This is a genomic window from Aquabacter sp. L1I39, assembly GCF_017742835.1.
Lineage (GTDB): Bacteria > Pseudomonadota > Alphaproteobacteria > Rhizobiales > Xanthobacteraceae > L1I39.
Genome location: NZ_CP072392.1, coordinates 3,260,424 through 3,280,494, shown reverse-complemented (window position 1 = coordinate 3,280,494; position 20,071 = coordinate 3,260,424). Strand labels below are relative to the sequence as shown.

General features: G+C 67.4%; 18 protein-coding genes. 6 read left to right on the top strand and 12 right to left on the bottom strand.

What is annotated here, in order from left to right; all coding sequences use genetic code 11:
* Positions 1-231: 231 nt before the first annotated feature.
* Positions 232-1,785: an APC family permease gene (locus J5J86_RS14825; RefSeq protein WP_247657621.1), complete on the top strand. Its 1,554-nt coding sequence runs from the start codon at positions 232-234 to the stop codon at positions 1,783-1,785.
* A 134-nt stretch (positions 1,786-1,919) separates the two neighbouring features.
* On the opposite strand, the gene J5J86_RS14820 is transcribed toward J5J86_RS14825, so the two are convergent.
* On the bottom strand, positions 1,920-2,897 hold the full coding sequence (locus J5J86_RS14820; protein WP_209099300.1) for a quinone oxidoreductase family protein: 978 nt from the start codon (positions 2,895-2,897) through the stop codon (positions 1,920-1,922).
* Positions 2,898-3,134: 237 nt separating this feature from the next.
* Here J5J86_RS14820 and J5J86_RS14815 point away from each other — a divergent pair, with 237 nt between their 5' ends.
* On the top strand, positions 3,135-3,509 hold the full coding sequence (locus J5J86_RS14815) for an ArsR/SmtB family transcription factor (RefSeq protein WP_209099298.1): 375 nt from the start codon (positions 3,135-3,137) through the stop codon (positions 3,507-3,509).
* 130 nt (positions 3,510-3,639) lie between these two features.
* Here the strand turns inward: J5J86_RS14815 and J5J86_RS14810 are convergent, their stop codons facing one another.
* Complete coding sequence (locus tag J5J86_RS14810; protein ID WP_209099296.1) at positions 3,640-4,110, bottom strand: hypothetical protein; 471 nt, start codon at positions 4,108-4,110, stop codon at positions 3,640-3,642.
* 490 nt (positions 4,111-4,600) lie between these two features.
* Between J5J86_RS14810 and J5J86_RS14805 the strand changes: the two genes are divergently transcribed.
* The gene (locus J5J86_RS14805) at positions 4,601-5,041 is read left to right on the top strand and encodes an SRPBCC family protein (RefSeq protein ID WP_209099294.1); all 441 of its coding nucleotides are present in this window, start codon (positions 4,601-4,603) and stop codon (positions 5,039-5,041) included.
* Between the two features lie 9 nt (positions 5,042-5,050).
* Here the strand turns inward: J5J86_RS14805 and J5J86_RS14800 are convergent, their stop codons facing one another.
* From J5J86_RS14800 to J5J86_RS14760, 9 genes are all read right to left on the bottom strand, one after another.
* Entirely contained in the window at positions 5,051-6,184 is a 1,134-nt protein-coding gene (locus J5J86_RS14800; RefSeq protein ID WP_209099292.1) for a PLP-dependent cysteine synthase family protein, read from the bottom strand.
* A 97-nt stretch (positions 6,185-6,281) separates the two neighbouring features.
* Positions 6,282-7,559, bottom strand: coding sequence for an NAD(P)/FAD-dependent oxidoreductase (locus tag J5J86_RS14795; protein ID WP_209099290.1), 1,278 nt, complete (start codon positions 7,557-7,559; stop codon positions 6,282-6,284).
* Between the two features lie 41 nt (positions 7,560-7,600).
* The gene (locus J5J86_RS14790; RefSeq protein WP_209099284.1) at positions 7,601-9,100 is read right to left on the bottom strand and encodes a tripartite tricarboxylate transporter permease; all 1,500 of its coding nucleotides are present in this window, start codon (positions 9,098-9,100) and stop codon (positions 7,601-7,603) included.
* 31 nt (positions 9,101-9,131) lie between these two features.
* On the bottom strand, positions 9,132-9,620 hold the full coding sequence (locus tag J5J86_RS14785) for a tripartite tricarboxylate transporter TctB family protein (RefSeq protein WP_209099282.1): 489 nt from the start codon (positions 9,618-9,620) through the stop codon (positions 9,132-9,134).
* Between the two features lie 22 nt (positions 9,621-9,642).
* A complete protein-coding gene (locus J5J86_RS14780) occupies positions 9,643-12,117 on the bottom strand; it encodes a molybdopterin-dependent oxidoreductase (RefSeq protein WP_209099280.1) in 2,475 nt (824 codons plus the stop codon).
* Positions 12,118-12,136: 19 nt separating this feature from the next.
* Entirely contained in the window at positions 12,137-13,105 is a 969-nt protein-coding gene (locus J5J86_RS14775; RefSeq protein WP_209099278.1) for a Bug family tripartite tricarboxylate transporter substrate binding protein, read from the bottom strand.
* Positions 13,106-13,166: 61 nt separating this feature from the next.
* Positions 13,167-13,946, bottom strand: coding sequence for an SDR family oxidoreductase (locus tag J5J86_RS14770; protein ID WP_209099276.1), 780 nt, complete (start codon positions 13,944-13,946; stop codon positions 13,167-13,169).
* Positions 13,947-13,955: 9 nt separating this feature from the next.
* Positions 13,956-14,906 carry a 4-hydroxy-tetrahydrodipicolinate synthase family protein gene (locus J5J86_RS14765; RefSeq protein WP_209099274.1) on the bottom strand — a complete coding sequence of 317 codons (951 nt, stop codon included), beginning with the start codon at positions 14,904-14,906 and terminating at the stop codon, positions 13,956-13,958.
* A gap of 209 nt (positions 14,907-15,115) precedes the next feature.
* Positions 15,116-15,832 carry a TetR/AcrR family transcriptional regulator gene (locus tag J5J86_RS14760; protein WP_209099272.1) on the bottom strand — a complete coding sequence of 239 codons (717 nt, stop codon included), beginning with the start codon at positions 15,830-15,832 and terminating at the stop codon, positions 15,116-15,118.
* Positions 15,833-16,149: 317 nt separating this feature from the next.
* On the opposite strand from J5J86_RS14760, the gene J5J86_RS14755 reads away from it, so the two are divergent.
* Both J5J86_RS14755 and lldD read left to right on the top strand, forming a co-directional pair.
* Positions 16,150-16,902: an FCD domain-containing protein gene (locus tag J5J86_RS14755; RefSeq protein WP_209099267.1), complete on the top strand. Its 753-nt coding sequence runs from the start codon at positions 16,150-16,152 to the stop codon at positions 16,900-16,902.
* Positions 16,899-18,071 carry an FMN-dependent L-lactate dehydrogenase LldD gene (gene lldD, locus J5J86_RS14750; RefSeq protein ID WP_209099266.1) on the top strand — a complete coding sequence of 391 codons (1,173 nt, stop codon included), beginning with the start codon at positions 16,899-16,901 and terminating at the stop codon, positions 18,069-18,071. Before J5J86_RS14755 ends, lldD begins: the two co-directional genes overlap by 4 nt.
* Before the next feature lie 8 nt (positions 18,072-18,079).
* Here the strand turns inward: lldD and J5J86_RS14745 are convergent, their stop codons facing one another.
* Positions 18,080-19,090: a LysR family transcriptional regulator gene (locus tag J5J86_RS14745; protein WP_209099265.1), complete on the bottom strand. Its 1,011-nt coding sequence runs from the start codon at positions 19,088-19,090 to the stop codon at positions 18,080-18,082.
* A 137-nt stretch (positions 19,091-19,227) separates the two neighbouring features.
* Here J5J86_RS14745 and J5J86_RS14740 point away from each other — a divergent pair, with 137 nt between their 5' ends.
* Positions 19,228-20,070 (top strand): fumarylacetoacetate hydrolase family protein, encoded by an 843-nt coding sequence (locus J5J86_RS14740; protein ID WP_209099264.1) that lies wholly within the window; start codon positions 19,228-19,230, stop codon positions 20,068-20,070.
* The last annotated feature ends 1 nt before the right edge of the window (position 20,071 follow it).

Here is a 20,071-nt window from a genome sequence, read left to right as displayed (position 1 = left end):
ACCAAAAAGCGCCAGGGACGAACGCCGCGTCCCGCATTAGCCTACCGCAAACAGTCGCCCTTGCCGGGCGGCCGTGGACACCGGTCGTGGCCGTTCCCTTGCGGGCCGGCGCGGCCCAGGGGCCGGCTCTTATCAACAGAAAGAGCGCGACCCAGCGGGGGTTGGGCAGCGCGCGGGCGGCTCGTCACGGGCCGCCGCCGCTCGAAGATGCGGGCGTGAAGCATGCAAGGGATGCGGCGAGAGATCGGGCTTATCGGCCTGACCTTCATCGGGGTAAGTGGCGTCGTCGGCTCGGGGTGGCTGTTCGCCCCCCTCCAATCGGCGCAGATCGCGGGACCCGCGGCGGTCATCTCCTGGGTGATCGGCGCGGTGGCCATGTTCCTGCTCGCCCTGTCCTTCGCGGAGGTGTCGGGCATGCTGCCGGTGGCCGGCGGCCTCGGGCGCCTGCCCCAGTTCAGCCATGGCAAGACGGTGGCCATGGTGATGGGCTGGAGCGCCTGGGTGGGCTACAGCGCCACCGCGCCGGTGGAGGTGGAAGCGGCGCTGCGCTATCTCGGCCCGCACTTTCCGGCCCTGCACCAGCCGGGCACAACCAATCTGTCCTGGATCGGCCTGACGCTGGCGAGCGCCCTCATCGTCGCCTTCACGGCCATCAATTTCTACGGTGTGAAATTCTTCACCCGCGTCAACACGGCCATCACCTGGGTGAAGCTGACCATTCCTGTGCTGGTCATCCTGATGCTGCTGGGCACCAGCTTCAACCTCTCCAACTTCACCGCCATGGGCGGCTTTGCCCCCATGGGCGCGCAGGGCGTGCTGAGCGCGGTGTCGGCGGGCGGCGTCATCGTCTCCTATATCGGTTTCCGCCATGTGATCGACCTCGCCGGCGAGACGCGCAATCCGGGCTTCACGGTGCCGGCGGCGCTGCTCTTTTCCGTCGTCATCTGCTTCCTGATCTATAGCGGCCTGCAGATTGCCTTCATCGGCGCGCTCCAGCCCTCGGACCTCGCCAATGGCTGGGAGAAGCTGAACATCTCCGGCGCCTATGGCCCCATCGGCGCGGTGGCCTCCGCCGTCGGCCTCGCCTGGCTGGCGCGCGTGCTCAATTTCGGCGCGCTGGTCGGCCCCATGGGCAGCGCCCTCGTGTCGGTGGGCTCCACCTCCCGCCTTGCCTTCGCGCTGGGCGAAAACGGCTTCTTCCCCAACAAGGTGGCCACCCTCTCCGATCGCGGCGTGCCCGACGTGGCGCTGCTGCTCAATCTGGGCGTGGCCATCATCATGTTCGTGTTCTTCTCGTTCGAGGAGATCCTGCAATTGTGCAGTTCAGCCATCACGCTGTCCTTCGCGGTGGGGCCGGTGGTGCTGCTGACCATGCGCAGGCTCGATCCCGAGCGGAAGCGTCCCTTCCGGGTGCCGTTTGCCACCGTCGTGGCGGGCCTCGGCTTTGTCATCGCCACGCTGGTGATCTTCTGGGGCGGGTGGGAGAGCGTATGGCAGCTGGGCCTCTGCCTGCTGCTGGGCATTGTCCTCTTCTTGGTGAAGGCCGCGCGCACCGGCTTTGACGACCTGGACTTGCCGCAGGCCTGGTGGCTGGTGCCCTATTGCGTCGGGGTCGGGCTCGCCTCCTATCTTGGCACCTATGGCGGCATCGGTGTCATCCCGCGCGGGCCGGACACCCTCCTCCTCATCCTCTTCTCGCTGGCGGTGCTGTTCATGGCCGTGCAGCGTCCGCTCGATCGGGCGACTTACCGGCGCTATGTGGACGAGGATCGCAATCTCAGCTGACGGCTGGCGCCGCCCCGCCAGCCCTCGGGCGCGGCGCGGAGCCGGAGACCGGCTCCGCGTGGCAGCCCTTATGGGACATGGCCAGGCCTGGCCTTCACGGCCAGAGCCCGCCTGGGATCACAAGGGTCTTATCGTCACGGCGTAATGAGGATGGCGCCCGTCACTGCGCGCGCCTCCGCCGCCCGGTGCACCTCGGCGATGGCATCCAGCGTGAAGCGGGCGCCGATATCCACCTTCACATGGCCCTTGGCGATGGCGTCGAACAGATCGGCGGCATTGGCCCGGAAGGTGGCGGGGTCGGCATTGTGGGGGAAAACCGAGGGGCGGGTCAGGAACAGGCAGCCCTTGGCGCCGAGCAGGTCCGGCGCGATGGCCGGCGCCTTGCCGGAGGCGGCGCCATAGCTCACCACCAGCCCGAACGGGGCGGCGCAATCCAGCGAGCGCAAGAGCGTGTCCTTGCCCACCGCGTCATAGACCACGCGGGCCTTGCTGCCGGCCGCCGCCACGAAGACGTCCGGCCAGTCGGGGTCATTGAGGTCCACCACCTCCAGGCAACCCGCCGCCAGCGCCGCATCGCGCTTGCCCGGCGAGCTGGTGGTGCCATAGACCCGCGCCCCGAGGGCGGTCGCCCAGCGGGCGAGGATCTGCCCCACGCCCCCCGCCGCCGAATGCACCAGCAGCACGTCGCCCGGCACCACCTTGTGGGTGTGGCGCACCAGATACTGGGCGGTCATGCCCTTGAACAGCAAGGTGGCGGCGGCTTCGTCGGAGACCGTGTCCGGCAACTTGACCAGCTTCTCGGCGGGCACGTTGCGGCATTGCGCATAGGCGCCCACGCCCGCATTCATGTAGGCGACGCGATCCCCGACCGCGACACCCTCCACCCCTGGCCCCACCGCTTCCACCACGCCCGCCGCCTCGAAGCCGAGGCCGGTGGGCACCGGCAGAGGATAGATGCCCTGGCGCTGGTAGATGTCGATGAAATTGAAGCCGATGGCGGTGTGCCGCACCTGTGCCGCGCCGGGGCCCGGCGCCGGCACGTCCAGCGTCACCAGCTTCAGCACCTCCAGCCCTCCGAAGGCCTCCAACTGCACCGTCCGGCTTTCAGTCATGGCGTCAGCTCCCATATTGTGGGGCCATCATGCATGGGGTAAGGTATGATGCAAGTCATACCTTACCGTCAGCCCGGGCGCCTCTGCTGCCAGAGAGGTTGGCAGGTGGCGCAGCCTAGAGCATTTCCGAGCGAAATGGGCACCGGTTCGCGTGAAGGAAATGCGTTAAACCAAAGAGATAGATCGCGTCAGTGTTTCCATGAAACGCTGAAGCGATCTAGCGGAGAGGGATGGTCCATGCCCGACGAGACAGGCCATCCGGCCCTCGATGAGATGGAACTGGGCGCGATGTTCGCCGCCTTGGCCGATCCTCTGCGCCGACAGGTGGTACTGACGCTCGCGGCATCGCAGGACACGGTGCGCCATTGCAGCGCCTTCGACCTGCCGGTGACAAAGGCGACGCGCACCCATCATTTCCGTGTGCTGCGGGAATCCGGCCTCATCCGGCAGGTGGATTGCGGCAATGCCCGCACCAACCGTCTGCGCTGGGACGATCTGCGCGCCCGCTTCCCGGACCTGGTCGCCCTGCTCCAGGCGGAGGCAGAGGCGCAGGCGGCGCACGGGACACGGGAAGGCGCAGCAAGGCCGGACCCCGAGGCCACCCGGATCTGAGCCGATCCGCAGGACGCTGTCGCACAGGTGCCAGGCGAAGCTGGAACCGGGGCCCGTAACGGAACTGCACCGGGCCGATAGCGGTGCGCCGTGTCTGCGTAACGCACCGAAACGCGGGCGAGACGCCCGATCAGCCCGGGCAGCCGCCCATCATGCTGCGGCCGCGCATCAGGTCGGAGCCCGGCGGCACCACCCTCACCTGGCCGAACCCGCCAAAGCGCATCATCTGGCGCTCGTCGCGCACATGGCAGACCATGTTGCCCACCTGGCCGGGACCGCCCAATTGCCACACGGCCGTCTCGTTGGCCCGGCGATAAAAGCCGTTCGGCCAGCCGCACGCGCCGGTGGGACGGCCCCACATCTGCAAATATGGCACCACGCGCACGCGGCCGAAGCCGCCATAAGCGGCCATCTGCGCCTCGTTCTGCACCTGGCAATAGCGGTCGGGGGCATATTGGTACATCACCGCCGCCATGTTGGCCTGGCGGTAGAAGCCGCCTGGCATGGGGCCACGGGGCTGGGCCTGCGCCTCGGAAAGGCCGAGGGCGCCGACGAGGGCGGCGGCGGCGAGCGCCGGCAGCAGGCGGGCGAGGCGGATCATCCCATCAACTCCATGACTGACCTCGGCACCCACCGGCGCGAGGCACTTCGAATCGGTTCAAGCAGTCATGTGGAAGATGGCGCGGACGCGGCATCCCGGCGAAGAGACGGCGCCCGCTCCGGCCGCCTTCCGGCAAGCCAGGGACGCTGCGCGCGGGCGGTCGGGACCGGATCCGAGGGCCGTGATCGGAAGATCCGCCTCGGAGCCATGGGCCGAGAACGCTCAGCGATCCGGCGGCTGTACAAGCCGGTCGCAACGTCCTGCGGCGCGCCCGCCGTCCGGTCTCAGGTGCCAGGAGTAGCGCCCCCTCCATTCCCCTGCATGCTGTCCCCGCTTGTGGATCATCAGCGCGGCCCGCGCGGAAAGGCAATGGGATTTTTCACGGGCCGGCGCCCACGGCATGTGCCCCACACAAAAATTTCCCCACCGTGTCGGCCCCGCCGCAGCCCGCCCGTCCTGGGAGGCAAGCCCACCCCGCGGGAGGACCCCCATGCCCGGAACCGTCCGTTTCCACCATGTCCTGACCACACGCCCCGACAAGGTCTATCGCGCCTTCATCGAGGCCGATGCTCTGGCCAAGTGGCTGCCGCCCAATGGCTTCACCTGCATGGTGCACCATTTAGAGGCGCGCGAGGGCGGCAGCTTCCGCATGTCGTTCCGCAATTTCACCACCGGCGGGAGCCATGCCTTCGGCGGCACCTACCGCGCCCTCGTTCCGGGCGCCCTCCTGCGTTACACGGACCGCTTCGACGACCCCAACCTGCCGGGCGAAATGGAAGTGACGGTGAAGCTCACGGCCGTCTCCGTCGGCACGCAGGTGGAGATCGAGCAGGCGGGCATTCCCGACGCCATCCCGGTGGACGCCTGTTATCTCGGCTGGCAGGAGAGCCTGCGCAACCTCGCCCGTCTGGTGGAGCCGGAGATCAATTAGGCCGGGCGCTCACCCCACATTCATGAGGCTTGGATCGCCGCTGTCGAGAAAAGCCTCCAGCCGCTCCCGATGGGGGGTGATGTCGATGCCGGCGCGGGCGAGCCAGTCGGCGTCATAATAGGTGGCGGCATAGCGGTCGCCGCTGTCGCAGATGAGCGAGACCAGCGAGCCTTCCCGCCCCTCCGCCATCATGGAGGCGGCGATCCAGCACAGGCCGTAGAAATTGGTGCCGGTGGACCCGCCCACCCGGCGGAACAGCCGCTCGGACAGCACATGCATGGCGGCGATGGAGGCGGCGTCGGGGATCTTGATCATGTGATCGATCACCCCCGGAATGAAGGAGGGCTCCACCCGCGGCCGCCCCACGCCCTCGATGCGGGAGGGGTGCAGGCAGGTGACCTCCCGGTCCCCCGACATGTAGCTGGCATAGAAGGCGGAATGCTCCACATCCACGACGCACAGGCGCGTCGACATGGAATGGTAGCGCATATAGCGCCCGATGGTTGCCGAGGTGCCGCCGGTGCCGGCGCTCATCACCACCCATTCGGGCTCCGGGTGAGGCTCGCCCTTCATCTGGTCGAAGATGGATTCGGCGATGTTGTTGTTGCCTCGCCAGTCGGTCGCCCGCTCCGCATTGGTGAACTGGTCGAGATAGTGCCCGCCATGCTCCAAGGCGAGGCGTTCGGCCGCCACATAGACCTCCGAGGAATGGTCGACGAAATGGCAGGTGCCGCCGAAATGCTCGATGGCGGAAATCTTCTGCCGGCTGGTGGAGCGCGGCATGACGGCGATGAAGGGCAGATCCAGCAAATGCGCGAAATAGGCTTCCGACACCGCCGTCGAGCCGGAAGAGGCCTCCACCAGGGTGGTGCCCTTGCGGATGAAGCCGTTGCAGATGCCGTAGAGGAACAGCGAGCGGGCCAGCCGGTGCTTGAGGCTGCCGGTGGGATGGGTGGATTCGTCCTTCAGATAGACCGAGATGCCCGTCAGCCCCTTGAAGACCGGCTTCACCAGATGGGTGTCGGCGGACCGCCGCCCGTCCCCGCGCAGGAGAGCAATGGCCTTGCGCGTCCAGTCCCGGTCGGGGCTGGGCGGCAGGGGCGCGAGCGGGGGGCACGGTAGGCAAGGGGAAGAGGCGGTCATGATCGGTCCTGGAGCGGGGCCGGCACGGGACAGGCGCCGGGGGAAATGGGAGGCTGGGAAAGAGTTTAGCGCCGATTGGGGCCTTTCACAGGCTTCATCAGTGAAAGCGAACGCAAGAAAAGGGCTCAAGCGGCAGGGGCGAGGGGGCGCCGGTGACGAGGGCCGCCACCATCTCGCCCGTTACGGGGCCGGAGGCGAGGCCCACATGGCCGTGGCCGAAGGCATGGAAAATGTCCGGGCATCCCGAGGCGCGGCCGATCACCGGCAGGCCGTCGGGCGTGGAAGGCCGGTTGCCCTGCCAGCGGCGCACCTTCAGCGCGGAGGCCGGGCCTAGGCCGGGATAGGTGGCCACCAGATGGCGCAGCAGGATGTCCGCCCGCCGCCAGTCCGGCGGGGCGTCGAGGCTGGACAATTCCACCTGTCCCGAAGCCCTCAAGCCCCCGCGCGTGACCGTATTGCCCATCTTGCCGTCGGAGGGCATCACGGGAATGCGGGGCGCGGCGGCGGGGTCTTCCACCTCCACATGATAGCCCCGCTCGCTTTCCAGCGGCACACGGTCCCCCGCCAGGGCTGCCAGCGCACCAGAGCGGGCACCGGCGGCGATCACGGCCCGATCGCACGGCACCGGCCCCTGGTCGGTCGCAACCGCAGCGAGGCGTCCGTTGGCAAAGGTGAAGCCGGTGGCGCGGGCGCTCACCCGGCGCGCGCCCAGCGCTTGCGCATGGCGGGCGAGGCCCGTCACATGGGCGCCGGGATCGAGGCAATGGCCGCCCGCCTCCACCAGCGCGGCAAAGCCATAGCGGGGGCTCAGGGCGGGCTCGAAGGCGGCGAGCGCGGCGCCCTCCAGTTCCTGCCAGGCGACGCCATTCTCCCGCCGCAGGCGCCAGCCCAGCGCATCGGCGGCAAAGGCGGCGCGGTCGGGATAGGCATAGAGCAGGCCGTCCCGGCGGATGAGGTCGCCCTGCCCGGCGTTCGCTGCCAGTTGAGCATGCCGGGCCGGCGCATCGCGGAGCAGGCCCGCCAGGAGGCCGGCGGTGCGCGTCACCTTCTCCACGCTCCAGCCCGCCGCCAGAAAGCGCACCAGCCAGGGGGCGAGGCGCGGCAGATGGCGCGGGCTGATGGTGAGCGGTCCCTCCGGGTCGCGGAGATAACCCGGCACCTTCCGCCAGAGGCCTGGCATGGACATGGGGACGATGGAGGCCGGCGAGAGCCAAGCGCCATTGCCATAGCTCGCCGCCTGTTCGCCGCCCGGTGCGCCCGGTTCAATGAGCGTGACCGAATGTCCCCCTTTCAGGAGCGCAATGGCGCTGCACACGCCGACAATCCCCGCCCCGATCACCGCCACATGGGGCGGCTTTGCCGGCGCCCCACTCATGCCCGTCCCACTCATACCCGTCCCGTTCATACCCGCCCCGCTCATTCTTGGAACGCCTCCTCGCGGGCGGCATTCACCTTGGGCAGCAGCATGATGACCAGCAGGAGGACGGCCAGCGCCAGCAAGGTGGCGGCGATGGGCCGGTGGATGAAGATGGCCGGGTTGCCCTTGGCCACCGACATGGCGCGGCGGAAATTCTCCTCCAGCGCCGGGCCGAGGATCATGCCCATGATGAGCGGCGCGGGATCGCATTCCAGCTTCGAGAAGACGTAGCCCGCGAGGCTGAAGCCGGCCAGCAGCCACAGATCGAAGGGGGCATTGTTCAGCGACAACGTGCCGATGGCACAGAAGATGATGATGGCCGGGTAGAGATAGCGGAACGGCACCGTGAGCAGGCTCGTCCACAGACCGATGAGCGGCAGATTGAGCACGAGCAGCATGGCATTGCCGATCCACATGGAGGCGATGACGCCCCAGAAGATGGTCGGATGCTCGGAAATGAGCGTCGGCCCCGGCGCGATGCCCTGCATGATGAGTGCGCCGGCCATGAGGGCCATCACCGCATTGGCGGGCAGGCCCAGCGTGAGGAGGGGCACGAAGGAGGTCTGCGCGCCCGCATTATTGGCACTCTCCGGCCCCGCCACCCCCTCGATGGCGCCATTGCCGAAGCCTTCCGGCGGACGGGCGACGCGCTTTTCCACCGCATAGGAGGCGAAGGAGGCCAGAAGCGCCCCCGAGCCCGGCAGCAGCCCCAGCACCGAGCCGATGCCGGTGCCGCGCAGGATGGGCATGGCCATGCGGCGGAAGTCCCTGCGGGACGGCACCAGGGAGGCCAGCGTGGTGCGGATGACGGTGCGGTTCTCCGGGTTCTCCAGGTCGCGCACCAGTTCGCCGATGCCGAACATGCCCATGGCGACGATGACGAAATTGACGCCGCCGGAGAGGTCTTCGAGCCCCAGCGTGAAGCGCGGCACGGCGGTCTGCACGTCCTGGCCCACGAGGCCGACCAGGATGCCGGTGAAGACCATGCCCAGCGCCATGGGTAGCGAGCCGCGCGCCAGCACCACCGAGGTGAGAAGCCCCAGCACCATGACGGCGAAATATTCCGCCGGCCCGAACATCAGCCCCACCTCGGCCAAAGCCGGGGCGAAGAAGGCGAGCACGAAGGTGGCGATGGTGCCGGCGATGAAGGAGCCGATGCCGGCGGTGGCCAGCGCCACGCCCGCCCGGCCGTTGCGCGCCATGCGGTAGCCGTCAATGGCGGTGATGACCGAGGAGGCTTCGCCCGGAAGGTTCAGGAGAATGGCGGTGGTGGAGCCGCCATATTGCGCGCCGTAATAGATGCCCGCCAGCATGATCAGCGCGGTGACCGGATCGAGCCCCATGGTGAAGGGCAGGAGGATGGCCACCGTGGCGGCCGGGCCGAGGCCGGGCAGCACGCCCACCAGCGTGCCCAGCAGCGCGCCCGTGAAGCACCAGAACAGGTTGACGGGCAGGATGGCCTGGTTGAGGCCCAGAAGAATGGAGCTCAGCGTGTCCATGGAATGCTCCTGACGGGAGGGCGGTGGCGCTTCAGAAGCGGAACCAGGGACCGATGACCGGCATGGGCATGCCGAGCGCGGTGATGAAGACGGCGCAGCAGAAGATGCCGGCCAGTATGCCGTAGAGCGTCATCACGCCGAGGCGCAGCGGGCGCATGGCGAGCGCCGCCGCCAGCGTGCAGAGCAGGACGGACGGCAGGAGGCCCGCATCGCGCACCGTCACGCCAAAGAGGATGAGCGAGGCGAGCACCGCCAGAAGCGGGCGCGGCGCGCTGAAGACCGAGGCCACCGGGCCGCGGCTGATCAGCCCCTTCACGCACAGCCCGAAGCCGGTGAGGATGAGCAGCCCCGCCACCATGGAGGGGAAAGCCCCCGGCCCGATCTTGCGCATGGTGCCGAAGGAGAGGCCAAGGCCGTTCAGCAGGAAGAACAGGCCGATGGCCAGGAACAACGCGCCGGCCACCACGTCCCGGTTGAACCAGGAGGACGGCCGCGAGGAGGACGACAGGGGAGGAGACATGATCGGCCTCCGGGGCGCGGGGCTAGGGGTGAGGGGGACGGGAAGACGAGGACCGCGCGGAAGGCGCGGAAGGACCTTGGGCCGGGCGCGGGTCCGGCACCAGGTCCGGCGGGCGATAGGCCCGCACCGGAGGGACGGCCCCCTCGAAGCGGCGGATATCCACCAGGCACGAATTGGGGCTCGGCCCCTGGCCGAGGCGCGAGGTGCCATGGTCGGCGGTCAGCACATTGGGATTGCCGTTCAATTCCAGCGATCCGGGCGTCGAAGGGTCCAGCGGATCGAACCAGGCGCCGGTGGCCAGTTGCACCACCTGGGGCAACTGGCCCGCGCACGGCTCGGCCACCGCAAGGCAGCGCCCGCGCGGGCTTGAGACCTCCACCACGTCGCCGGCGCCGATGCCCCGCTCCGCCATGTCCTGCGGATGCATGAGGATGGGCTGGCGCCCGCCGGCCTTGGTGCGGCGGGAAGGGGCCGCATGGTCCCATTGGCTGTGCAGCTTGTCCGCCGGCTGGCAGGACAGCAGATGGAAGGGATAGCGCGCGGCCAGTGGCGCCCCCAGCCATTCGGCCGGCGCGCGCCAGGCGGGATGGCCGGGGCAGTCGCCATAGCCGAAGCTCGCAATGCGCGCCGACCCCAGCTCGATCCGCCCCGAGGGCGTGCGCAAGGGATGGCCCTCGGGATCGGCCCGGAAGGCGCCCAGAAGCGGCCGGGGACCGGGCTTGGGCGGCAGGTCGATGAGGCCCTGCGCCCGGAACTCCTCGAAGGGCGGCAGATCGAAGCCGCGCGCGGCGGCATTGGCCCAGGCCTGGTCGTAGAGATAGCGCAGCCAGCCTTCCGCGTCGCGCCCCTCCGTATAGGCGGCCGCAACGCCCAGCCGGTCGGCGACGCCGGCCAGGATCTCGTAATCCGTGCGAACTACGCCCGGCGGCTCCGCCGCGCGGCTGGAATAGGCCAGGAAGCGGTCCCGGCCGCTCGCCACCAGATCGTCCCGCTCGAAGAAAGTGGCGGCGGGGAGCACGATGTCCGCATGGCGGGCATGGGCGTTCCACCAATGCTCGTGGGCGATCACCGTCTCCGGCCGCTGCCACGCCTCCACCAGCCGGTTGAGATCCTGGTGGTGATGGAAGGGGTTGCCGCCGGCCCAATAGACGAGGCGGATGTCGGGATAGCGGCGCGCGGCGCCGTCATGGTCATAGGTCTCGCCGGGGTACAGCAGCATGTCCGCAATGCGGGCGACGGGGATGTAGTCGTCCACGGGATTGCGGCCTTGGGGCAGCGCGGGCCAGGAGACCGCCGGATGGGGCACGCCTACTCCATCGATGGCCGCATAGCCAAAGCCGAACCCTTCCCCCGGCCGGCCGATGCCGCCCAGCAGGCTCGCCAGGGCGATGGCCGCCCAATAAGGCTGCTCGCCATGATCCGCCCGCTGGAGCGACCAGGCCATCATGAGGAAGGTGCGCTGCCCGGCCATCCGCCGGGCGAGATCAACGATGTCGGATGGGGCGAGGCCGGTGATGCCCGCCGCCCAGTCCGGATCCTTCGGGATGCCGTCGCTGGCGCCGGTCACATAGGCGCGGAAGGTGTCGAAGCCGGTGGTGAAGCGGTCGAGGAAGGCCTGGTCGTGGCGGTTCTCGGCGATCAGCACGAAGGCCAGCGCCAGCAGGAGCGCCGTATCCGTGTTGGGCCGCAGCGCCATCCACTGCGCCCCCAATTCGTCCGCCGCATCCGCCCGCATGGGGCTGACCGTGACGAACTCCGCCCCCGCCGCCTTGCAGGCCAGCAGCCCGTCCCGCGCCGTATGGGCGGCGATGCCACCGGCGCTCACCTGCGCATTGCGCAAGGGCGTGCCGCCGAACATGACGATCAGCTCCGCCTGCCCGATCAGGTCCGCCCAGGGGGTATGGCCGGCGATCAGCCCTTCCTGCGTGCCGATCACATGGGGCAGCAGCACCTCGCCGGCGGCGTAGCTATAGGTCTGAACCGAACGGACCGAGCCGCCCGCCATATTAAAGAAGCGCTTGAGCTGGCTCTGCGCATGGTGGAAGCGCCCCGCGCTCGACCAGCCATAGGAACCCGAATAGAGCGCGCCCGGCCCATGCGTGTCCCGCACCCGCCGGATCTCGCCGGCCACAAGGTCCAAAGCCTCGTCCCACGACACCTCCACGAAGGGCTCCGCCCCCCGCCGGCCCCGGCGCGCCAGCGGTCCGTGCTCCAGATAGGAGCGCCGGACCGCCGGACGCAGCACCCGGCACGGCGCGAGACGGTCCCCCGCAAGCCCGAGCCCGAACCGTGCCGGATCGCCGTCACCCTCGAAGTCGGCGAGGGTGGAGATGTCCCCCCGGTGCCGGTAGAGCCCCCAATGGGTGCCCACCAGCCCGGCCCCCGCCTCCTGTCCCGCCCCCGGTCCTACCCCCTGCCCCGCCCGCGCCCCGCTCCCGGGCCGCAGCCCGGGACGGGAGGTGTGGCTTGGGAGGAGATCCGGGGGGGAGAGGGTCATGGTCTCACTCGACGCAGTTTTACTCGACGGAGATTTTGGCCGCCTTGACGATGACGTCATAGCGGGCACTTTCATCTTGCTCGAAGGCGCGGAGCGCCTCCGGGTCACGGTACTTCGGAGTAAACCCGAACACTGCGAGCTTCTGCTTGAATTCGTCGGAGTTCACCACCGCCGAAACGTTGCTCACAAGGAATTCCGAGGCCTTGGCATCGAGGTTGCGGGGACCCCAGACGGCATACCAGGACACCATCTCGAACGGTCCCATACCCGCCTCATCCACGGTGGGCACATCCGGCGCGAGCGGCGAGCGTGTCTTGCTGGTGACCGCTAAGGCCTTGAGACGACCGGACTTTACATAAGGCAGGGAGGACAGCATGGGATCGGCGATCAGCTGCACCTGGCCACCCATCATATCGTTCAGGGCCGGTCCGCCGCCCTTATAGGCGATCACATCCACATCCACCCCGGCCTTCTGCTTCAGCATCTCCACCGCCAGGTGCCCGGCCGAGCCGTAACCCGATGTTGCAAAAGAGAAATCGTCGGGCTTCGCCTTGGCGAGCGCGAAGAAGTCCTTCAGCGTGTCGGCCTTCACCTTCGGGTTGGTGGTAATGAGAAGAGGACCTTCGGCGACTTCGCCGATGGGCGTGAAATCTTTGAAGATATTATAGGATACATTCTTGTTGATGAGCGGCGTCACCACATGGATGGAGGCATCCAGGAGGATGGTGTAGCCATCCGGGGCCGCCTTCGCCACCTCGGACGAGCCTACCACGCCGCCGGCCCCGCCGGCCCGGTTGTCCACCACGAAAGCCTTGCCAGTCTTGGCCTGGAGCGCTGTCGCAAGCGCCCGCGCCACACCGTCCACGGAGCCGCCGGGTGGATAGGGGACCACGATGGTCACCGGCCGGTCGGGAAAGCCCTGCGCCGCAGCAGGCGCCACTGGGGCCACCAGTGCAAGCGCAATGGAAAGCGCGTGGAACATCTTCATGTCTAGCCTCCTGCGACAGACAGCGGACCCCCGCCCGCGCCGATTACTGGTTCACCAATACTCAGTACGTTCCGGGATACTGGCCCCCGTCAATCATCAAGTTCTGCGCATTCACGAAGCCAGCCTTGGTCGAGCACAGGAAGGCAATATAGGCCCCCACCTCGTCCGGCTCACCATAGCGCCCCGCGGGATTCTGCGCCGCCCGCTGCGCCCAGATCTCCTCGAAGGGGCGACCGGTCACCCGCGCCAGTTCCTCCACATGCCCGCGCTGGCCGTCGGAGGCGATGATGCCGGGCAGGATGTTGTTGATGGTGACGTTGTGCGCCACCGTCTGCCGCGCCAGCCCGGCAACAAATCCCACCAGGCCAGACCGCGCAGCATTGGACATGCCAAGTTCAGGCTGCGCAATCTTGACGCTGCGGGAGACGATATTCACGATCCGACCAAAGCGGCGCGCCATCATTCCATCCACCGTGAGGCGGATCATCTCGATGGGCGTCAGCATCATCTTCTCGACACCCCGCATCCAGTCGTCCCGCGACCAGTTGCGAAAGTCGCCAGGCAACTCGCCATCGGCATTGTTGACCAGGATGTCCGGCTCCGGACACGCCTCAAGCGCCGCGGCGCGGCCGGCGGCGGTGGTGATATCCCCCGCCACGGTGGTGACCCGGACGCCTGCACGCGCCCGGATCTCCGCCGCAGTCTGCTCAAGCACATCGGGCGTGCGAGCAAGAAGAGTGAGTTCCACACCCTCCCCGGCGAGGGCAAAGGCCGCCGCCCGGCCCATGCCGCGGCTGCTGCCGGTCAGTAGCGCCCTGCGCCCGGAGAGGCCGAGATCCATGGCCGCGCCTCAGGCCGCAACGGCGGAGATCGGGGCGATCTTCCAGCCATAGACCTTGTCGAGGCCAAGCTCCTGGACGATCCGCACGCCGCGCGCCAACGCCTCGCCCTCGAGCCCCGTGAGCGGCCGGCGCAGTTCGCCGACGGGAAGGCCCACCGCCTTCATCAGCGACTTCACTGCCACCGGATTGATCGCGGAATAGTTGTAATGAAGCAGAGGCAAGAGTTTCAGGTAGCTCTGCTTGAACCCTTCGGCCTCGTCATAGCTCGCCCAGGGGCGGGACATATAGGCCACTTCGGCGGGCGCGATATTGCCGCTCATGTTCGCCGTGCCATGTCCACCCAAGCTCATGGTGGGCACCACAAGGCCCAGATTGGGGCTGTCGCAACACATCACCGAAACGTCGGGCCGCGCCGCCAGGATCTGGGCCACCTGACCCACGCGGGTGGTGGATTCCTTGTGCACCACATAATTGGGGTGCTTGAAGATGCGTAAAAGATGATCCCAGTGCAGATCGGTCTTCACACGGGGCGGATTGTTGTAGATCCCGAGTGGCAGATCGCTCGCATCGGCCACATCAAGGAAGAAGCGCTCAATATCCGCCTCCGGCGCGCAAATATAGGCCGGCGCCGCCAGGATTGCCCCGTCCGCCCCATTGGCACGGGCGAAGCGTACGTTCTCAATGGTAGTCTCCGTATTACTCCCGGTGCAGCCAAAGAAGATCGGCATCCGGTCCGATTTCATCTTCGACGTTTCTACAATAATCTCCCGCCGCTCATCTGCAGACAGCATGGAGACTTCGCCGGTCGAGCCCATGATCAGCACAGCACCGGTGCCGTTCGCCTCGTGAAAGGACAGCAACTCACGAAAGGCACCGAAATCCACGCGTCCAGACCGATCAAAGGGCGTGACCAGGGCGACGAACGAGCCGGTGATCTTCCGTGCGGGGGAGGTGGACATCCGCTGCTTCCTTGAGAAATTCAATCACTGTTTGAAACGTAATTTAATCGGCTCAGCAGTCAACGGCATTCCTGAGGCACGCCGCACAAAAAGGCGGCGTCATCTTGCCTAAGATGCGATCATCTGCAGCCAAAGAGACGCAACAAGGCAACCGGCGGCGCGGCGCATGGGCCGGCCACTCCTTCTTCAACTGCAACGGCTTGTTGACGTCAGATTGCTTCGGACCGCGCCTTGATGGCGGACGGCGCCCGAAAGCCGGCGGAGACGAAGGCCACCAACTGGGCGATAATCTCATCCTCGTCACTGGTGTCGCAGAGGTCGCCCGACAGCCGCTTTAGGCGGAAAGTGGCAGGATCGGAGTCGATCAGAACCTGCATCACGGCCCCGATAGCGAAGTTGTAGCGCCAGAAGAGGTCCGCGCGGTCAAGATGAGGCAGGGCGCGCTGGAACGCATTAATGAACTGGAAGACGGACGGATCCACCCGCTGGGTAAAAAAGCGCGAGGTGCCCTCGTTCGGACGCGCACGGATCTGCTGGATGAGGCGGGTGAGCGGGCGGGCGCCCGTTGCATCGCGGCTCAACTCCACCATCGGGCGGATCAAGGCTTCGACAATTTGCGTAAGCGACGGCCCGTTGCCCCCCGCCTCCCGCTCAGCCCCCTCAAGTGCGCTCACACGCGCCTCCGTGTAGGGCTGCATGATGCGGTCGAGCACCGCCCCCAACAACTCATCCTTGGAGCCGAAATAGTAGTTGATGGCAGAGACATTCACCTCGGCGCGCAAAGTGATCTCGCGGACGGTGGCCAATTCAAAGCCTTGTTCCAGAAACACGCGCTGCGCCGCCGCCAGGATCCGCTCCCTGGGATCTTCTTCCCGCTGAGCATCCGATTGCTGTGCCTGGCTTCGACCTCGCCCCGCCTTCGCCACGTCGCACGGCCTCCTACATGGCAGCAGACCGGCACGCGGTTCCCACGCCAGATTGACATTGAAGGTGAAGCGGGTGCCGCGTCCGGGCAACCCGTGGCGGCAAGCTATAGCCGCCGCGGCGGCGTCAATTCAAGCGCCTTGGACGCCGGTGTCGCGATGGGGTGCGCGGATTTGCGTGTAAGAGAGGTCGCGTACCACAGTTTGGTCAGACCAATTTTTTGCCTTGAAATCTTGAAAACACGGATGCATTACCCTTTCAGCTCGCTCATTCGGGTAATTGGCCTATCCAATTTTCAATTTCGCCGGAAGGTCTGGCCTTGGCAAACCTCGCGGACGCAATCGAAACGCTGATCGCCCAACGGCGCCTGGAGCCCGGCGCGCGCCTGCCGGCCGAGCGCGTCCTTGCCGCCGAGCTGAACGTGTCCCGTCCCACGCTGCGGGAGGCCATCCGACACCTGGCGAGCCGTGGCCGCCTGGTGACCCGCCGTGGCGGAGGCAGCTTCGTGGCCGAGCCCACTGAGCCACTGGGTCAGGCCTTCGCCCCCTTGGCGTCCATGGCCGAGGCGGAGCCGGGCTATTGGCGCGATGTGATGGAAATCCGCAAATCGCTGGATGCCGACATGGCCTATCACGCCGCCTTGCGTGCCGGCGCGGAAGACTTGGCCCGCCTTGACGCCGCACTGCGCACTGTCACCGGATCGGCGAACGTTGACGCCGCTTCGCAGGCACGGGCCGACGCGGCGTTCCACATGGCCATTGCCGAGGCCTCGCACAATGCGGTGCTGCGGCAGGTGATGTCCGGCCTGTTCGACCTCCTGCGCCAGAGCATCTCCCAAAGCCTTGAGCGGCTCTATCTTCTGCCCCGCACAGCGCACGAACTGGATGACCAGCACCGCGCCATCGTCGCGGCCATCCGCGAAGGGCGCGCCGAGGATGCGCGCGAGACCGCGCGCCGGCATCTCGACTTCGTCGAGCAAACGCTCCGCAAGATCGAGGAGGATGCGGACAGGCGGCACCGCTCCTCCCGCGCTTTGTCTCAGACCCGCCCAATGAAAGACGCCACGCCGTGATCATCTCCTCCTCCGCGGACTATCGCGAAGCCGCCCGCCGCCGCCTGCCACCCTTCCTGTTCCATTACATCGATGGCGGTGCCTATTCGGAGTATACGCTGGGGCGCAATGTCTCCGACCTGTCGCTCCTGGCGCTGCGCCAGCGTGTCCTGAAAAGCGTGGGCGAGGTGGACCTCTCCGCCAACCTGTTCGGCGAACACCTGTCCATGCCCCTCGCCCTAGCCCCCGTGGGCCTGACCGGCATGTTTGCACGCCGGGGGGAGGTTCAGGCGGCGAAAGCGGCGTTCAGCCGGGGCGTGCAATTCACCTTGTCCACGGTCTCCGTGTGCCCCATTGAGGAGGTGCAAAGCCAGCTGGCGCGTCCCATGTGGTTCCAGCTCTATGTGCTGAAAGACCGGGGCTTCATGAAGAATGCACTGGAGCGGGCCTGGGCGGCCGGCATCCGCACACTGGTCTTCACCGTGGACATGCCGGTGCCCGGCGCGCGCTATCGCGACGCCCATTCCGGCATGTCCGGCCCCAATGCGGCGATCCGCCGGATCATCCAGGCCATGACGCATCCGGCCTGGGCGTTCGATGTGGGGCTGATGGGGCGGCCACACGATCTTGGAAACGTCTCGGCTTATCGCGGGCACAAAACGACCCTTGAGGATTATGTGGGCTGGCTCGGGGCGAATTTCGATCCCGCCATTGGCTGGCGCGACCTGGAATGGATCCGCGAATTCTGGAAGGGACCCATGGTGATCAAGGGTATTCTGGACCCTGAGGATGCGGAGGATGCGGTGCGCTTCGGCGCGGACGGCATCGTGGTGTCGAACCATGGCGGACGGCAGCTCGACGGCGTTTTGTCCTCGGCGCGAGCCCTGCCCGCCATCGCCGACAAGGTGAAGGGCCAGCTGACGCTGATGGCCGATTCCGGCATCCGCAACGGCCTCGATGTGGTGCGCATGGTGGCCCAGGGGGCGGATGGCGTGCTGCTGGGCCGGGCCTTCGTCTATGCGCTCGCCACCGCCGGCGGCAAGGGCGTGGAGAATGTGCTCGACCTCATCGCCAAGGAGATGCGGGTGGCCATGACGCTCACCGGCGCCAAGACGCTCGCCGGCATTTCTCGCGAGAGCCTGGTGCGCGACGTGGAGACGCCGTTGGCCCGGATTGCCACGGCGGCGTGAGCTTCCAATCAGGCCGGCGTGTCCCTTGGCCGCCGGCCTGCGCGTACCTTTCGGGTGGGGCGCGGACGCGCCGCCGCCTCGGCCGCATCCTGCGCCACCAGCGCCTTGAGAATGGTCAGGAAGTCGCTGGCGTTCGGCGTCATAGCCACACCCTTCGGCGTGACGATGCCATAGGGGTCCAGGCGCCCCTCCACCTCCAGCGGCAACCGCACGAAGCCGCCGCTCGCCACCTCCTGCGCCACGATGGTCTTCGGCAGCATGGAAATCATGCCCGCGTGCCGCACCAGATTGAGGGTGGCGAAGATGGAGGAGGTCTCCACCAGATTGTCCAGCGTCCGCAGGCCGGCCGCCGCGAAGGCGGTGTCGATGAGGAGACGCATGGGGCTCGGCGCCGGCTGCAGCACCCAGGGCATGTCGCCCATGTCGGCGAGGTCCAGATGCGTGCGCCCGGCCAGCGGGTGCGAGGTGGCCGCGAACGCCCACAATTCCTCCTTCGACAGCGGCTCGAAGTCGAACTTCGCCCGGTCCCGCACCGAGGGAATGCGGCCGATGACGAGGTCCAGTTCGCCGCGATCAAGGGCGGCGATCAATTGGTCCGACGTGGTGGCCAGCACCTGGATGGTCATCAGCGGGCGCTGGCGTTTCAACTCCGCGATGGCGCGCGGCAAGAGGTCCGAGGCAGTGGCCATGATAGCCCCCAGTGCCAGCGCGCCATAACCGCCACGCTTCAGATTGGCGAGGCCGCTGACGAAACGCTCGCCATCGGTGAGCGCGCGACGGGCATAGTCCACCACATGGGCGCCGATCTCGGTGGCCACCATGGCGCGCGGGGTGCGCTCGAACAGCCGCACGCCCAGCATCTCCTCCAGGTCCTGCAAGATCTTGGTGGCGGCGGGCTGGGTCATGTTCAGCTCAACAGCCGTGCGGCGCAGGTTGCCGGTCCGCCCCAGCACATCCACGAGACGAAGCTGCTTGAAGCGCAGGCGCGAGAGAAGGGTGGGCGGGCCGAGGTCGCGCATGGCGATAACCAAATGGAATGGACTGAACAGAACTTCTCATTATCGCGTTATCGATCAGTCGGCTAGCGTCCCGCGCGAAATGGCTCAAACGGTCCGGCCGTGACCGAAGCAACGGCCAACCGCATGGGAGGACTAGAATGAAGCTCGTTCGCTATGGCGCGGCGGGGCAGGAACGCCCTGGCCTCATCGACGCCGAGGGCCGCCTGCGCGACCTCTCCGCCCTCGTGCCCGACATTGCCGGCGCCGCGCTGCTCCCCGACAGCCTGGAGCGCCTGAAGGCTGTGGACACCGCAAGCCTGCCGCTGGTGGACGGCAATCCCCGCCTCGGGGCCTGCGTGGGCAATGTGGGCAAGTTCGTGTGCGTGGGCCTCAACTATTCCGACCACGCGGCCGAGAGCGGCCTGCCGGTGCCCGAAGAGCCGGTGCTGTTCATGAAGGCCACCAGCTCCATCGTCGGCCCCAATGACGATGTGGAGATTCCCCGCGGCTCGCAGAAGACCGACTGGGAAGTGGAACTGGGCATCGTCATCGGCAAGACCGCCAAATATGTGAGCGAAGCCGACGCTCTCGCCCATGTGGCCGGCTATTGCATCGTCAACGATGTCTCCGAGCGCGCCTTTCAGATCGAGCGCGGCGGCCAATGGGACAAGGGCAAAGGCTGTGACACGTTCGGCCCCATCGGCCCCTGGCTGGTCACCGCCGACGAGGTGAAGGACCCGCAGGACTTGCACATGTGGCTGGAAGTGGATGGCCATCGCTACCAGGACGGCTCCACCCGCACCATGATCTTCGGCGTCGCCCATGTGGTGAGCTATATCAGCCAATTCATGAGCCTCCAGCCGGGCGACATCATCTCCACCGGCACGCCGCCCGGCGTCGGCCTTGGACAGAAGCCCCCCGTCTATCTGAAGGCGGGGCAGGTCATGCGGCTCGGCATTGCCGGCCTCGGCGAACAGCGCCAGACCACCGTCCAGGCCTGAG

Coding starts and splice junctions, on each gene's coding strand:
- J5J86_RS14825 (WP_247657621.1), top strand. CDS start 232: ATGCGGCGAGAGATCGGGCTTATCGGCCTGACCTTCATCGGGGTAAGT.
- J5J86_RS14820 (WP_209099300.1), bottom strand. CDS start 2,897: ATGACTGAAAGCCGGACGGTGCAGTTGGAGGCCTTCGGAGGGCTGGAG.
- J5J86_RS14815 (WP_209099298.1), top strand. CDS start 3,135: ATGCCCGACGAGACAGGCCATCCGGCCCTCGATGAGATGGAACTGGGC.
- J5J86_RS14810 (WP_209099296.1), bottom strand. CDS start 4,110: ATGATCCGCCTCGCCCGCCTGCTGCCGGCGCTCGCCGCCGCCGCCCTC.
- J5J86_RS14805 (WP_209099294.1), top strand. CDS start 4,601: ATGCCCGGAACCGTCCGTTTCCACCATGTCCTGACCACACGCCCCGAC.
- J5J86_RS14800 (WP_209099292.1), bottom strand. CDS start 6,184: ATGACCGCCTCTTCCCCTTGCCTACCGTGCCCCCCGCTCGCGCCCCTG.
- J5J86_RS14795 (WP_209099290.1), bottom strand. CDS start 7,559: ATGAGTGGGGCGCCGGCAAAGCCGCCCCATGTGGCGGTGATCGGGGCG.
- J5J86_RS14790 (WP_209099284.1), bottom strand. CDS start 9,100: ATGGACACGCTGAGCTCCATTCTTCTGGGCCTCAACCAGGCCATCCTG.
- J5J86_RS14785 (WP_209099282.1), bottom strand. CDS start 9,620: ATGTCTCCTCCCCTGTCGTCCTCCTCGCGGCCGTCCTCCTGGTTCAAC.
- J5J86_RS14780 (WP_209099280.1), bottom strand. CDS start 12,117: ATGACCCTCTCCCCCCCGGATCTCCTCCCAAGCCACACCTCCCGTCCC.
- J5J86_RS14775 (WP_209099278.1), bottom strand. CDS start 13,105: ATGAAGATGTTCCACGCGCTTTCCATTGCGCTTGCACTGGTGGCCCCA.
- J5J86_RS14770 (WP_209099276.1), bottom strand. CDS start 13,946: ATGGATCTCGGCCTCTCCGGGCGCAGGGCGCTACTGACCGGCAGCAGC.
- J5J86_RS14765 (WP_209099274.1), bottom strand. CDS start 14,906: ATGTCCACCTCCCCCGCACGGAAGATCACCGGCTCGTTCGTCGCCCTG.
- J5J86_RS14745 (WP_209099265.1), bottom strand. CDS start 19,090: ATGCGCGACCTCGGCCCGCCCACCCTTCTCTCGCGCCTGCGCTTCAAG.
- J5J86_RS14740 (WP_209099264.1), top strand. CDS start 19,228: ATGAAGCTCGTTCGCTATGGCGCGGCGGGGCAGGAACGCCCTGGCCTC.